The organism is Roseibium sp., assembly GCF_965229775.1.
Classification (GTDB): Bacteria; Pseudomonadota; Alphaproteobacteria; order Rhizobiales; family Stappiaceae; genus Roseibium.
Genome location: NZ_OZ245929.1, coordinates 2,717,644 through 2,731,204 on the forward strand (window position 1 = coordinate 2,717,644; position 13,561 = coordinate 2,731,204).

Sequence of the window (13,561 nt, forward strand, 5' to 3'; positions counted from 1 at the left end):
CTCAGGCCTCCTCCGGCAGTCCGGCGGCAAGGGCGTTTACGGCGGCTGCCGCCATTGCCGATCCGCCGCGCCGGCCTCTGATCGCGAGGTAGGGTATCCCGAACGGGTTTTCGATCAGCGCGTCCTTGGATTCGGCGGCCCCGACAAACCCGACGGGAAAGCCGAGCACAAGGGCGGGTTTCGGCCCGCCGGACGCGATCGTCTCCAGGAGATGGAACAGCGTCGTCGGCGCATTGCCGACGGCAACGATGGCGCCGTCAAGCCGGTCGTGCCAAAGGTTGACGGCGGCTGCCGAGCGCGTCGTGCCGAGTTCTCTCGCCATCTCCGGCACGCGGGTGTCGTTCAGCGTGCAGACGACATCGCAGGCCGATGGCACGCGGGAGCGGATGATGCCGTGGGCGACCATTTCCACGTCACACAGGATGGCGGCGCCGGCCTCGAATGCCTGGCGCGCCGAAGGTGTCAGATCGTCTGACCAGGCAAGGTCCTTCGGCAGATCGGTCATGCCGCAGGCATGGATCAGCCGCACGGCAACCGCATGCAGATCTTCCGGCAGATGCGAAAGATCCGTTTCACCGCGCACAATGGAAAAGGACTGCCGGTAGATGGCCGACGGGTCCTTCTCGTATGCGTAGGCCGGAGTAGGTTGCCTGGTCACGGACGCTTATCCCTCGCGCTTCAGAGATTTCGGTCCGTGCGGATGGTCCGCGTGCGGGTAGGGATGATGATGATGGCCATGGTCATGATCGTGCCCGTGACCGTGACTGTGACTGTGCCCGTCGCCATGGTGGTGATGCCCGTGGCCGTGGTCATGCCCGTGATCATGATTATGGTGATGATGATGTCCGCCGGCCTGAACCTGCTTCTCGCACGCCCCGGTGCAGATTTCGTCGCAGAGCTGGCACTCGGCTTCCGCGCCAAGTCCCTCGACATGATGGTGATGGCTTTCCTGCGCCAGGCCCACTTCCGCCTCGAAACCGAGCACCTGTTCGCGGTACTTGCACATCTGGCAGTTCATCAGGTTGGCACCCTGCAGGATTTCCTGAACCCGGTCTGCCATCGTGTCGATAACCTGGGGATGGTCGTTGAGATAGCCCGCCTTGAGAAATTCGATCTCCGGGTGATTGGCCGCAATCTCGTCTGCCGTGTTGTAGATCCGTTGAACCAGAACGCCTGTGAAGAGGAAATACGGAAACACGATGATGCGCTTGTAGCCGAGCCTGGCCGCGTGTTCGAGGCCCGGACCGACGAGCGGGAAGGTGACGCCGGAATAGCATGTTTCCGCCCAACCGAAGCCGAAACCTTCCCAGAGCAGCCGCGTGATCTTGGTGACGTTCGAGTTGGCATCCGGGTCGGACGCGCCGCGCCCGACGACCATCAGGAGCGTTTCATGAAGCGGTACGTCGCTGTCCGCTTCGTCGATGGCTGCCTGGATGCGGGCCGCCGCCGCCTTGACCATGCGCGTGTCGACGGCCAGTTCGCGTCCATAGGAGATTTTCATCTCCGGATGCATGGCCTGATAGGTGTTCAGAACCGACGGGATATCATTCTTGGCGTGACCGGCGGCAAACAGCATGCCGGGTACGGCGAGCACGCGCGTGCAGCCCTGCTCACGCAATTTGTTCAGACCGTCATGGATGACGGGATTGGCGAATTCCAGGTAGCCGTATTCGACCGGCCAGTCCGGGAAGCGCGCCGTCAGGCCTTCGGCGAGCTGTGCAAATTGTTTGACCGCGCCCTTGTTGCGGCTGCCATGGCCGCAAATCATCAACCCGAGTTTTTCGCTCATTGCGCGGCTTCCCCGGCGGTCTCGTCGTCTGCGGTTGCTGCTTCGGGTGTGTCCTCGGCGTCTTTTTTCTTCCGGTCTTTCAGCGCGACAAGACCGGCGACCAGTGCGGCACCTGCAACGGCGGCTACGCCGATCCAGTGCGAATGCCCGGCCAGTTCACCCAGGTGGCCACCATGGGCAAAGGCGGTTGACGGCAGAAATACGGTCAGAAGTCCGGTGAGATACGTCCGGTGGCTCATTCTTCTCTCCCAATGGCAGGCGCCTGCAGGCAATCGATGGCGGCGGAATCGGAAGACGAAAGCAAACACGAACGATGAGCCGGCCGGAATTCGGCCGCTCTGCAAGTGCCTTGGACAGCTCCGGCATTGGTCCCCTGTGTGGGTCAACCGCATCCGGAATCGCTTTCAGTCCCTGATAGGACGCCGTCAGGTCGCGGCAATCTAGGGGAGCCGTCCCGACCGATCAAGCGCGAATGCGACATCCATTGGTCGAAACGGACAACATACCGGATATGCACATCTGAAGGTGCGCTGCATCCCGGCTTCGGGAAGTGGCAGCAACCTTTTTCGAAAGACTGATGGGTGGTTGACGGGCTCCGGGTTTTTCTGAAATGACCGGCCGGGTGCCAACACTTTTCCAACCGGGGTGAGACCATCTTGCTGGACCAGATGAACTTTTCCGCAGACCTCTGGCTTTCACCCGGTCCGGGCGGCTGGACATTCGTCACGCTGCCTGAGGCGTGTGCCGACCAGATCCGGTTTGTAGCCGCTGGTCAGAAGGCGAAAAGCTGGGGCATGATCAAGGTGAAGGTCACTATCGGATCGTCGACATGGCGCACGACCATCTGGCCGGACAAGGCGTCGGGCTCCTTTCTGCTGCCGGTCAAAGCGGCTGTCAGAAAGGCCGAGAAGGTCTCGGTCGGCGACACGGTCAAGGTGGACATGACGGTCGTGGATGAGCCGAGGGCCTAAACCTGGGCACTTGCGGGAGTGGACTAGGGTACGGACTCATAAATGAAGTCAATTTGGTTTGGATCGCTTTGATCAACTGCGAGGAGCGAAAGCGCAGGAAATGTGGTTCATTTTCAAGCCTTTCGCGACGTGGCTGTTGGTCAAAACGGCCAAATCCGAAGGACGGCAAAATGGCTTCACCTCGCAGCGTCATCGCGCTTGACTGGGCATAAACGCTCTGCGCACGCTTCCTCGCAAGATTTTGCCATTTCTGCCGCCAAATCGGCTTCATTTATGAGTCCGTACCCTAAGCCGCCACCACCCAGTCGTCCGCATCTTCCCGCGCACCGATCAGGGCGAGGCCATTGGCGACGGACGTGAGTTCGTTGCCGCCCGAGATTTTCTCCGCGCCGAACCGGTTCGCGAACTGGCGCCGGACAGCGGGTACGAACGACGTTCCACCCGTCATGAACACCCGATCGATCTCGTTGTCTCGCAATCCCGCCTTGGCCAGCGCCGTATCGAGCGCCTTGTCCATCTTGGCAAGATCACCCGCGATCCAGCTTTCGAAATTCCGACGGGAAACGGTTGCCCGGAAATCGGTCCCGAGCGGTGAGAAGGAAAACTCGGCCTCGTCTTCCACCGACAGCCGGGCCTTGGTTTCCGACACGGATTTATAGAGCGGATAGCCCTGGTCCTCGTCGACCAGTTCGATGAAGAGCTCGATCTTGTCCGCCTCCAGGCACCAGCGCAGGAGCTTCTTCATTTCCTTGAAATCGTCCGAGGTCTTGAAGATGGAAAGCATGTGCCAGCGCGCGAAATTGGAAAAGAGGTTGGGCGGGATTTCCAGCACCTTGCCCATGCTCTGGTAGGCCGATCCCTTGCCCAGTTTCGGCAGCACGACATTGTCGATGATGCGGTAGTCGAACGTGTCGCCTGCAATCCCGATCCCGCCGCGCCCGAGCGGGGTTGCCTTGAGGTGTCCGCCTGCCGTTTCAAAGCGCATGATCGAATAGTCCGTGGTGCCGCCGCCGAGGTCGGCAACGAGGATTGTCGTATCCCTTTCAAGTGACTGCGCGTAGGAAAACGCCGCGCCGACCGGTTCCATCACGAACAGGATGTCTTCGAAACCGACTTTCCGGAACGCTTTCCTGTAACGCTCCATTGCCAGCCTTTCGTCCGGCCGGTGCCCGGCGAATTCGACGGGCCTGCCGACGACAAGCCTGGTTCCCGCGGGATCGAAGCTTGTCCCCGCGCGCTCGAATGCGCAGCGCAGGAAGGTCGACATGAGATCCTCGAATTCGAACCGGACGCCGTAGACGCCGGTTCCCTTGAAGAGGCTGCTTGCCGCAAATGTCTTGAGCGACTGGATGAAGCGCACATCCCCGAAGCTTTCCAGAAACTGACGGATGGCCCAGGGTCCGACCTCGGGATGCAGCGCCCTTGCGGCACCGCGATCGAGAAAGCTCAGGACGGTCGGCAGCGACGTGAAGCTTTCGTCCCTGTCCTGAAAGCGGATCGGGCGTGTTGCGCCAGGTCCGTCCGCCGTGACCGCAACCGTGTTGGAAGTTCCGAAATCAAGTCCGATGGTTTCAGTCATGTCGGCCGTCCTCACGAGGCAACGCGCAAACGCACCGCGGGCTGGTCGCGGCTGTTCTGGCGTGAAGAGCTCTGGAAATTGGAATGGCCGGGCTGAATACGGGCAATCAGGAAAAAAGGCAAGGCCAAACGGTTCGTCCGGCCATCAGTCTACGAAAAACCCGTGCCGGTTCAGTGATGTTCCAGGAGGCTGTCCTGTTCCGAAAACTCGTCCGGGTCCGGTGTCCGCATGACATTGGACTCCTTGCGGGTTCTCTTGCGGCGCTCCGTTGGCGAGAAGCCGAACTTTTCCCGGTAGACGCTTGCGAAATGCGCCTGGTCGACGAAGCCCGTCGAGAAGGCAACCTGCGCGACCGCCATGCGCGTCTTGCGCAGCAATTCATCGGCCTTGTGCAGGCGGATATCCATGTAGCAGCGCATGACGGAGATGCCGAGGTCCGACTTGAAATTGCGTTGCAGCTTGCGCGAGCTGACACCGGCGAGCATCGCGATCTGGTCCAGTGTCAGGAGGTCGCTGACATGGCTTTCCATCAGGTCGACGGCCGCTGTCACGCAGCTGTTGACGCCGGTGTTGCTGCCCAGATACCGCGAGCGCAGCGGTTCGTCCGCGCTGCGCATGCCGCTGTGAACCAGCCAGTCGCTGACCGTGGTCGCCAGTTCCGCGCCCAGTTCCGACTTGATCAGGGCAAGCATCATGTCCAGCGATGCGACCCCGCCGGCGCAGGAATAGCGGTTCCTGTCGATCACGAAGATCCGCCGCTCCAGGAAGTACCCATCCGAAAGGGCGTTGAGTTCCTCGAAGTGTTCCCAGTGAACCGTGAAACGTCGGTCTTCCATCAGCCCGGCCTTCGCCAGAAGCGCGCCGCCGCCCGAGATGCCGCCGAGGGCGACCCCGTGCGCGGCAAGCTTGCGCAGCTGTGCGTAGAAGGCTGTATTCTCCGCCTCGTCGAGATTGGTCCCGGCGGCGACCAGCAGTAGATCGACCTGGTTGCTCAGAATGCCGAGCGGCTCGGTTTCGATATAGGCGCCGCAGGACGCGCGCGCGCGGCCCGCGTTTTGCGAGTAGTAGGTCAGCTGAAAATATTCGGACCCGCCCAGAAGGTTGGCTGCTCTCAGGGGCTCGATCGCCGACGCGACCGACATGAGCGCGTAGCCGTCGACCAACAGAAAACCAATCTTGCGCCGTCTGGTCTCGCTTTGCATTCCAATATCTTAAGCAGAGTCAGCCCGAGAAGCTAGGGTCTGTTGAGGTTCAGGTTTCGGTCGTGGCGCGTGTCGGATTTCGGGCCCGAAGAGGAGGAAAGTCTGCCGTGGTGTGGCCCACCACAAGGAGTTTCCGACGCTGTCGGGACCGAAATCCGCCGCGTCGCGACGCGATTTGGCGAAAATAGCCCGTTTCGGCGTCGCAATTTCTTGAAAGGGATTGCCCTTTCTGCGAACTCGCTCCTTGAACCAGGCTATTTTCATCCAAACCACGACCAAATCCTGAACCTCAACAGACCCTAGGCTGATAGGGTGGTTTCGAACCCGACCCGCCATAGTAGAGACGGACAACGTGTTCGGCCTCGGCGAAGAACAGCCACCGGGACGCGAAGGCGCCGGCGAGATAGAACAAGGTGGCAAGGATCGCGGTGAACAGGTTGACGGGCAGAAGCGCGACAATGAGCAGCGGTAACACGATCATGCCCGCGAACGCGATGATACGAAGTTTCTGGACGTGCTTGCGCCCGACCACATGCACCATTTCCTTCAGGAGGTAGTTCGATCCGGTATGTGGCGGCTCGAACAGCCGCGCGCTGCCGCGATCGCCCAGCCCGGTTGCCGTTTCGATCGTGTGCCCACGTTCAGCAAACCTACGGTCGCCGAGCACCCAATGGAGGATCTGAAACCCGCCGGCGAGAAGCAGCAGGACGAGCGCTGCAGCGCTTTGCTGGGCCAGGATTGCCCCGCCCGCGAGCGACACGGTCAACATGTGCACGGGCGTCAGCCAGTGGTTCCAGCGCGGCACCGTTTTCAGTTGCGCGTAGATCATGGACGTGGCCACGACCGTTGCGATGGACAGGATGGCGCCGAGCAGGCCGAGCGGTGAGATCGAGACACCGATAAAGACCGCGGCCGCCCCGTAAATCGCCAGGATGATCAGCGCGCCGGTCGACAGCCAGGCTTCCCGTGAGAGCCAGCTCGTGCGCCATTGGGTAAAGGCCTTCAGGGCGCGCTGCGGGTTGCCGAGATGGAAGGTGGAGGCCACCAGGCCGCCGACCGCCAGGGCATAGGCAACGGCGAAATAGAAGAACGCTTCTACTCCGTGGACGTCAGGCAGGCCCAGTCCGAGGAACGTCAGAAAGCCGAAACCGAGACCGGAGAGGACGGTAAAGATGATAACCGAAGGTGCCGGATGCATCAGAGCGCCTCCAGTCTTTTGTCGAGCCAGGCCAGGAACCCTTTCGGCTCCTCGGCGACGGGCTCAAGAAGCGGCGTGAGGACATCCATGTCCGGCAGCTGATCCTTGGGCCGGGGCGGCAGGTACTTGTTGACCGGCTTTGTTCCCTGTTCCGGCATCAGGTCGATGCCGCCGCGCTCGGCGACCAGTTTCGACACGTTGCTGTCCGGGTCGGCAAAGTCACCGAAATGGCGGGCACCGGCCGGGCATGTTCTGACGCAGGCGGGCACACGGTCTTCTTCGGGCAGGTTCTCGTTGTAGATCCTGTCGACGCACAGCGTGCATTTCTTCATCACGCCGGCGACGGCGTCCATCTCGCGGGCGCCGTAGGGACAGGCCCAGGCGCACAATCCGCAGCCGATACAGGCGTCTTCGTTGACGAGAACAATGCCGTCCTCTGTCCGCTTGTAGCTGGCACCGGTCGGACAGACCGTGACGCAGGGCGCGTCTTCACAGTGAAGGCAGGACTTCGGGAAGTGGACCGTCTGGCTGCAGCCGCCGCCCTTCGGTTCCACTTCGTAGCTGTGAATGCGATTGAGGAAAGTGCCGACCGGATCGCCGCCATAGGCGTCGGTATCGCTGAGCGGCGCGCCGTAGTTTTCGGTGTTCCAGCCTTTGCAGGCCGTGACGCAGGCATGACAGCCGACACATGTGTCCAGGTCGATGACGAGGCCGAGTTTCTTGTCCGTGGTCGCGGGCAACTGGGTCATGAGGTCACCTTCTGTTGCACTGTGGCGGGTCCTTTGCCGACCGGCGATTTCAAGGGGCCGAACGCAGGCTGGCTTTCCGCCGGAGCAGCGGCCTTTTCAATCCTGACCCTGAGGTCGAACCACGCGGCCTGACCCGTCACGGGATCCGAATTCGACCATCTGAGGCCATCGCCCTTGGGGGGCAGCAATTCGTGGATCAGGTGGTTCAGCAGGAAGCCGCTGGTTGCCTCCGGCGCGTCGTCGTCGAGCGCCCACGCGCCCTTGCGCTTGCCGATCGCGTTCCAGGTCCACACGGTGTTTTCGTTGAGCCCGGCCATATGGGCGACCGGAACCGTAATCTCGCCGTGGACGGAGGTGAGCCGCGCCCAGTCGCCGTCCTCAAACCCGTTTTCCTGCCAGATCTTTGTCGGCACATAAAGCGGGTTGCGCCCGTGAATCTGGCGCAGCCAGGCGTTCTGGCTACCCCAGGAATGGTACATGGCCATCGGACGCTGTGTGAGCGCATGCACGGGATAGGCCTCCGTGTCGACGGCCCCGTCCTCGATGGGCGGATACCAGACCGGGAGGGGGTCCAGATAGTCCTTGATCTGCTGTCTCAGGTGATCGGGCGGTTGCCGCTCTCCGTGCCCTTCCGCTGCCAGCTGGAACCGGCGCAGCGGTTCGGCATAAAGCTGAAACAGATAGGGCTGGGGGGCATCGTAAAAGCCGAGCCCGACCGCCCAGTCCTGGTAGGCGGCGTTCCAGGGCTTGTAGTAGGACGCTTCGTCGGGAACGTGTTCCACGAAGAAACTGCCATTGTCGATATAGCGCTGCAGTTGGTCCGGATTGACGTCTCCGCGGCCGGTCTGCGTCCCGTTTCCGCGGAACCCTGCGAGCGGTCCGATCCCCGGCCTGCGCTGGTGATTGACCATGTAGTCCGCGTAATCCTTGTAGAGCGCGCTGCCGCTGTCGTCGACAAATCCGGGCAGCTTGAGCCGGGATCCGAGATCGACCAGCACGGACTGGAAGCCGCGCACATCACGGTCGGGCTCGATCACTGGCCAGCGAATGGCATCGGCGGCGGCATCCGCCTCACAGATGGGCCGGTCCAGAAGCGAGATGCAGTCGTGGCGTTCCAGATAGGTCGTATCGGGAAGGATCAGATCCGCATAGGCCACCATTTCCGAGGAATAGGCATCGGAATAGATGATCCGCGGGATGACATAGTCGCCGTTTTCGTCCTTGTCCGTCAGCATGTCCATGACACCGCGTGTGTTCATGGACGAGTTCCACGCCATGTTGGCCATGTAGAGAAACAGGGTGTCGATCTTGTAGGGATCGCCCGCATGCGCGTTGGAGATCACCATGTGCATCAGCCCGTGGGCCGAAAGCGGGTTCTCCCAGGTAAATGCCTTGTCGATGCGCGCCGGGGTGCCGTCTTCCTTGAGCGCCAGGTCGGCGGGACTGCGGACGAAGCCCAGATGCGGTCCGTCCAGGGGGCAGTCGGGCTTTGAATGGCAATGCGGTGTCGGGTGGGCTTCGACGGGTTTCGGGTAGGGAGGCTTGAACCGGAAGCCGCCCGGAACCTCGACCGTGCCCAGCAGGATCTGCAGGACATGCAGTGCGCGGCAGGTCTGGAACCCGTTGGAATGTGCGGAGATACCGCGCATGGCATGGAAACTGACCGGACGGCCGAGCATCTTCTCGTGGCGGGTTCCCCTGAAATCGGTCCAGGGCTGGTCGAGTTCGAACGCTTCTTCGAAGGCGACCCGCGCAAGCTCTGCGGCAATCGCCCGGATGCGGCCGGGGCGCACGCCGCATTGCTCGGACACGGCTTCCGGGCTGTGTTCATCGGAAAGAAACCGGTCGGCAAGGTGCTGGAAGACGGTCTTGTGGGTCACGCCGTCCATGTCGACCTGGGCCGCCAGATCCGGTTTGACGCCCTGCTTGTCGAAGGGCTGCAATGTTCCGCTTGTCCGGTCGATCACCAGCGGTTTGCCGTCATCGTTGCGGATCAGCAATCCTTCTTCTGGAGAGCCGGCTGTTGCGTTGACAAGGCACGGTGCATTCGTGAACTGGGCAAGGTACGAGAGATCGACCTTCCCGGCCTTCAAGAGGACATGGATCAGCGAGGCGATGAACAGACCGTCCGTCCCCGGTGTGATACCGACCCATTCATCGGCGATCGCATTGTATCCGGAGCGGATCGGATTGACGCCGATCACCTTGCCGCCGCGCGCCTTGAGCTTGCCGAGACCCATCTTGATGGGGTTGGAATCGTGGTCTTCCGCAACGCCGAAGATCATGAAAAGCTTGGTGTGGTCCCAGTCCGGCTGGCCGAATTCCCAGAAGGCGCCGCCCATCGTGTAGATGCCGGCGGTTGCCATGTTGACCGAACAGAACCCGCCATGCGCCGCATAGTTGGGCGTGCCGAAATTCTGAGCCCAGAAACTGGTGAAACTCTGTGACTGGTCGCGTCCCGTGAAGAAGGCGAGTTTTTCCGGAGCGGATTTCCGGACAGGCTCCAGCCAGGACGTGGCCAGCTCAAGGGCTTCGTCCCACGAGATCTCCTCGAATTCTCCCGAGCCGCGCGGACCCGTTCGCTTGAGCGGTGCACGCAGGCGCGACGGCGCGTTGACCTGCATGATGCCGGAAGACCCCTTGGCGCACAAAACGCCCTTGTTCACCGGATGGTCCCGGTTGCCCTCGATATAGGCGACTTTCCCGTCCTTGAGATGCACATTGATGCCGCAGCGGCAGGCGCACATGTAACAGGTCGTCTTGCGAACCTCGTCGGATACCTTCGGCGACGTCTCGACAACGGGAGCCGTCATGCCGGCTGCTCCCCGGCTGTCGCCACGCTATCCTTGTGAACTGACTGTGCGGTCGTGACTGCGATCATGTGAAGAATGTCCTCCGAGCTGCACCCGCGCGACAAATCGTTTGCCGGATGCGAGAGACCTTGCAGAATCGGCCCGATAGCTTTCGCTCCCCCGATTCTCTGTGCGATCTTGTACCCGATATTTCCTGCGTCAAGATTTGGAAAGATAAAAACGTTCGCGTTACCTTCAATCGGCGAATCCGCGGCCTTCGATTGAGCAACTTCAGGTACGAACGCTGCGTCGAATTGCAATTCACCGTCGATGAGGAGATCGGGAGCCGCGTCGCGCGCGAGCATCGTTGCCTGTTGAACTTTCGAAACCGCGTGATGTTCCGCGCTGCCCCGCGTCGAAAACGACAGCATCGCGATCCGGGCCGTTTCGTTCGTCAGGTCCTGAAAGGAGTGTGCCGAGGCAATGGCGATTTCGCACAATTCCTCCGCGGTCGGATCGACGACCAGCCCGGCATCGGAAAAGATGCACGCGCCTTTTCGTGCGTGGTGGTCTTCGCAGAAGAGAAACAGGAAGAAGCTCGAAACCAGCTTCGTGCCTTCCGCCACACCGATCACCTGGATCGCGGTCTTGATGATTTCCGCGGAAGACAGCACCGCACCGCCGATACAGCCGTCCGCATGTCCGGCCTTCACCAGCAGTGCCGCATAGACATGCGGCGTGAGCGCCTGCTGCAATGCCTGATCGGCGTCAACGCCCTTGTGCTTGCGCATCGCGTGGTAGAGTGCGGCAAGCTCTTTCGTCAGAGGCGATGTGGCCGGCCGATGGATTTCCAGCCCGTCGATGCTGTCGACAGCCGCCAGCTGTTCGTCTTCAGGTTCGGCGTCGCGGACCAGAATGATCCTGGCAATGCCCAGCTTTCGTGCCTCGACCGCGGCCTCGATGACCCGTGGGTCCGCGCCTTCGCTCAAAACGATTGTCTTGTCCGAACGGGCGGCGTTCCGCAGGATTTCTTCCAAAGGTTTCATCGGACCTTGCTTTCCTGGCACTGGCTGACCGGCCTGGCTGCCGACGATGCCGTCCGCAAAGGACGGGCGGCGGGGTCCTGGACCGATGGGCTGGTGCCGCCGCCGATCCGGCGGATCAGGCGGCGGCACCGGTTCGAACGATTTGCCGATGGCCTCCCCGGAGGGGAAGTCCGGCGGAGACCTGGGCAAACCGGGACGGGCGCTTAAACGCCCGTCTGGGGACGCATGTCGGACGCGGAGATCCCGGCGACGGCGACAGGCTTTTTCATCGCATCGCGGCGGAACGGATCGCCGAGTTCCTGGTTGATCAGAACCTCGAGCAGGGTGGTCTTGCCATGGTTCATCTGGTCGTCGATGGCCTTGTCGAGCATCTGTGTCAGCTCGTCCATCGTCCGGGCCTGAACACCCTGGAGACCACAGGCTTTCGCGATTTCGGCGTAGCTCACCTGTTCGTCGAGTTCGGTGCCGACAAAGTTGTCGTCGTACCAGAGGGTCGAATTGCGCTTTTCGGCGCCCCACTGATAGTTGCGGAACACCACCATGGTGATCGGCGGCCATTCCTTGCGGCCGATTGCCGTCAGCTCCGTGACCGCGATGCCGAAGGCACCGTCACCGGCAAACCCGACGACAGGCGTATCCGGGCAGCCGATCTTGGCGCCGACGATCGCCGGCAGGCCGTAGCCGCAGGGGCCGAACAGACCCGGTGCAAGATACTTGCGGCCGGTTTCGAAGCTCGGATAGGCGTTGCCGATGGCGCAGTTGTTGCCGATGTCGGAGCTGATGATGGCTTCCTTCGGCAGGGCTGCCTGGATGGCGCGCCACGCCTTGCGCGGGCTCAGCCACTCCGGCTTGGCGGCGCGGGCACGCTCGTTCCAGTTGGTGCCCGGATCGTCGTCTTCGTGATCCATGGAGGAAAGCTGCTGTGCCCAGCGGGATTTCGTCTGCGCAATCGTGTGCACACGGTCGTCACGGCCGGCGTTGCCGGCGCTTGGCGATAGCCTTTCAAGCAGCGTTTCCGCCACTTTCTTGGCGTCTCCGACGACGCCGACGGTAACGGGTTTGGTCAGGCCGATCCGGTCGGGATTGATATCGACCTGGATGATCTTGGCGTCTTTCGGCCAGTAGTCGATGCCGTAGCCCGGCAGGGTCGAGAAAGGATTGAGCCGGGTGCCGAGCGCGAGCACGACATCCGCCTTGGAAATCAGTTCCATGCCGGCCTTGGAGCCGTTGTATCCGAGCGGACCGGCGAACAGCCGGTGGGAGCCCGGGAAGGCATCATTGTGCTGGTAGCCGCAGCAGACCGGCGCGTCCAGACGTTCGGCAAGGTCCATGGAGGCCTCGATCGCACCGCCGATGACGACGCCGGCACCGTTGAGGATCACCGGGAATTTTGCACTGCTGAGAAGGTCCGCAGCTTCCTGGATCGCGCTCTCGCCGCCGGAGGGGCGCTCGAACTCGACGATCGCAGGCAGGTTGATGTCGATGACCTGGGTCCAGAAATCACGCGGCATGTTGATCTGTGCCGGCGCGCTGGCGCGCTTGGCTTGCAGGATCACCCGGTTCAGGACTTCGGCGACGCGGCTCGGATCGCGGACTTCTTCCTGGTAGGCGACCATGTCCTTGAACAGGGCCATCTGTTCGACTTCCTGGAAACCGCCCTGGCCGAGCGTCTTGTTGGCAGCCTGCGGCGTTACCAGCAGGAGCGGCGTGTGGTTCCAGTAGGCGGTCTTGACGGCAGTGACGAAGTTCGTGATCCCGGGTCCGTTCTGCGCGATCATCATGCTGACCTTGCCCGTCGAACGCGTGTAGCCGTCGGCCATCATGCCGCCGGATCCCTCGTGGGCACAGTCCCAGAATTTGATGCCGGCATCCGGAAACAGGTCGGAGATCGGCATGAATGCGGAGCCGATAATGCCAAACGCGTGCTCAATTCCGTGCGCCTGAAGCACTTTGACGAATGCTTCTTCAGTCGTCATTTTCATGTCGAATACTCCCGTAAATTCAAGAAAATCCTGTCTCGCAGCTGCTGCGTTGAGACGCGATTTAACTCGACTTGTTACTGCTCGCTTAGGGCCAGTTTGTGAGACACAATAAGACCAGATTGCGCCAAAGCTTCTCCCGCGCAATGCGGTTTTATTGTTAACGGATTTAAAAAATTGAGACAATAGGTCTCAAAAAATTAAATTTTGACCGATCTATTCCTTTTCCCCAGACCGGGAGACAGGCAAAAAAGAT

11 protein-coding genes are annotated in these 13,561 nt (G+C 61.4%); 1 reads left to right on the forward strand and 10 read right to left on the reverse strand.

Features of this window, described 5'->3' with window-relative positions:
- Position 1: 1 nt before the first annotated feature.
- Genes ACO07N_RS12360 through ACO07N_RS12370 form a run of 3 tightly spaced genes read right to left on the reverse strand, consistent with a single transcriptional unit; the run spans position 2 to position 2,028 of the window.
- The gene (locus tag ACO07N_RS12360) at positions 2-658 is read right to left on the reverse strand and encodes a precorrin-8X methylmutase (protein WP_421981305.1); all 657 of its coding nucleotides are present in this window, start codon (positions 656-658) and stop codon (positions 2-4) included.
- 6 nt (positions 659-664) lie between these two features.
- Positions 665-1,789, reverse strand: a complete 1,125-nt coding sequence (locus ACO07N_RS12365; protein ID WP_421981306.1) for a sirohydrochlorin chelatase — start codon at positions 1,787-1,789, stop codon at positions 665-667.
- Positions 1,786-2,028, reverse strand: a complete 243-nt coding sequence (locus tag ACO07N_RS12370; RefSeq protein ID WP_421981307.1) for a DUF6732 family protein — start codon at positions 2,026-2,028, stop codon at positions 1,786-1,788. Before ACO07N_RS12370 ends, ACO07N_RS12365 begins: the two co-directional genes overlap by 4 nt.
- A gap of 417 nt (positions 2,029-2,445) precedes the next feature.
- On the opposite strand from ACO07N_RS12370, the gene ACO07N_RS12375 reads away from it, so the two are divergent.
- A complete protein-coding gene (locus ACO07N_RS12375) occupies positions 2,446-2,760 on the forward strand; it encodes a DUF1905 domain-containing protein (RefSeq protein WP_421981308.1) in 315 nt (104 codons plus the stop codon).
- A gap of 286 nt (positions 2,761-3,046) precedes the next feature.
- On the opposite strand, the gene ACO07N_RS12380 is transcribed toward ACO07N_RS12375, so the two are convergent.
- The 7 genes from ACO07N_RS12380 to xsc form a co-directional block, all read right to left on the reverse strand.
- Positions 3,047-4,339 (reverse strand): Hsp70 family protein, encoded by a 1,293-nt coding sequence (locus tag ACO07N_RS12380; protein ID WP_421981309.1) that lies wholly within the window; start codon positions 4,337-4,339, stop codon positions 3,047-3,049.
- Between the two features lie 170 nt (positions 4,340-4,509).
- Positions 4,510-5,541, reverse strand: a complete 1,032-nt coding sequence (locus tag ACO07N_RS12385; RefSeq protein WP_421981310.1) for a GlxA family transcriptional regulator — start codon at positions 5,539-5,541, stop codon at positions 4,510-4,512.
- 289 nt (positions 5,542-5,830) lie between these two features.
- Complete coding sequence (locus ACO07N_RS12390) at positions 5,831-6,739, reverse strand: dimethyl sulfoxide reductase anchor subunit family protein (protein ID WP_421981311.1); 909 nt, start codon at positions 6,737-6,739, stop codon at positions 5,831-5,833.
- Positions 6,739-7,488, reverse strand: coding sequence for a 4Fe-4S dicluster domain-containing protein (locus tag ACO07N_RS12395; RefSeq protein ID WP_420335532.1), 750 nt, complete (start codon positions 7,486-7,488; stop codon positions 6,739-6,741). Before ACO07N_RS12395 ends, ACO07N_RS12390 begins: the two co-directional genes overlap by 1 nt.
- Positions 7,485-10,301 carry a molybdopterin oxidoreductase family protein gene (locus tag ACO07N_RS12400; protein ID WP_421981312.1) on the reverse strand — a complete coding sequence of 939 codons (2,817 nt, stop codon included), beginning with the start codon at positions 10,299-10,301 and terminating at the stop codon, positions 7,485-7,487. Before ACO07N_RS12400 ends, ACO07N_RS12395 begins: the two co-directional genes overlap by 4 nt.
- The gene (pta, locus tag ACO07N_RS12405; RefSeq protein ID WP_421981313.1) at positions 10,298-11,326 is read right to left on the reverse strand and encodes a phosphate acetyltransferase; all 1,029 of its coding nucleotides are present in this window, start codon (positions 11,324-11,326) and stop codon (positions 10,298-10,300) included. The genes ACO07N_RS12400 and pta overlap by 4 nt, the downstream gene beginning before the upstream one ends.
- Before the next feature lie 203 nt (positions 11,327-11,529).
- Positions 11,530-13,308, reverse strand: a complete 1,779-nt coding sequence (gene xsc, locus ACO07N_RS12410; RefSeq protein ID WP_421981314.1) for a sulfoacetaldehyde acetyltransferase — start codon at positions 13,306-13,308, stop codon at positions 11,530-11,532.
- Positions 13,309-13,561: the final 253 nt, after the last annotated feature.

Coding starts and splice junctions, on each gene's coding strand:
- ACO07N_RS12365 (WP_421981306.1), bottom strand. CDS start 1,789: ATGAGCGAAAAACTCGGGTTGATGATTTGCGGCCATGGCAGCCGCAAC.
- ACO07N_RS12370 (WP_421981307.1), bottom strand. CDS start 2,028: ATGAGCCACCGGACGTATCTCACCGGACTTCTGACCGTATTTCTGCCG.
- ACO07N_RS12380 (WP_421981309.1), bottom strand. CDS start 4,339: ATGACTGAAACCATCGGACTTGATTTCGGAACTTCCAACACGGTTGCG.
- ACO07N_RS12385 (WP_421981310.1), bottom strand. CDS start 5,541: ATGCAAAGCGAGACCAGACGGCGCAAGATTGGTTTTCTGTTGGTCGAC.
- ACO07N_RS12390 (WP_421981311.1), bottom strand. CDS start 6,739: ATGCATCCGGCACCTTCGGTTATCATCTTTACCGTCCTCTCCGGTCTC.
- ACO07N_RS12395 (WP_420335532.1), bottom strand. CDS start 7,488: ATGACCCAGTTGCCCGCGACCACGGACAAGAAACTCGGCCTCGTCATC.
- ACO07N_RS12400 (WP_421981312.1), bottom strand. CDS start 10,301: ATGACGGCTCCCGTTGTCGAGACGTCGCCGAAGGTATCCGACGAGGTT.
- pta (WP_421981313.1), bottom strand. CDS start 11,326: ATGAAACCTTTGGAAGAAATCCTGCGGAACGCCGCCCGTTCGGACAAG.
- xsc (WP_421981314.1), bottom strand. CDS start 13,308: ATGAAAATGACGACTGAAGAAGCATTCGTCAAAGTGCTTCAGGCGCAC.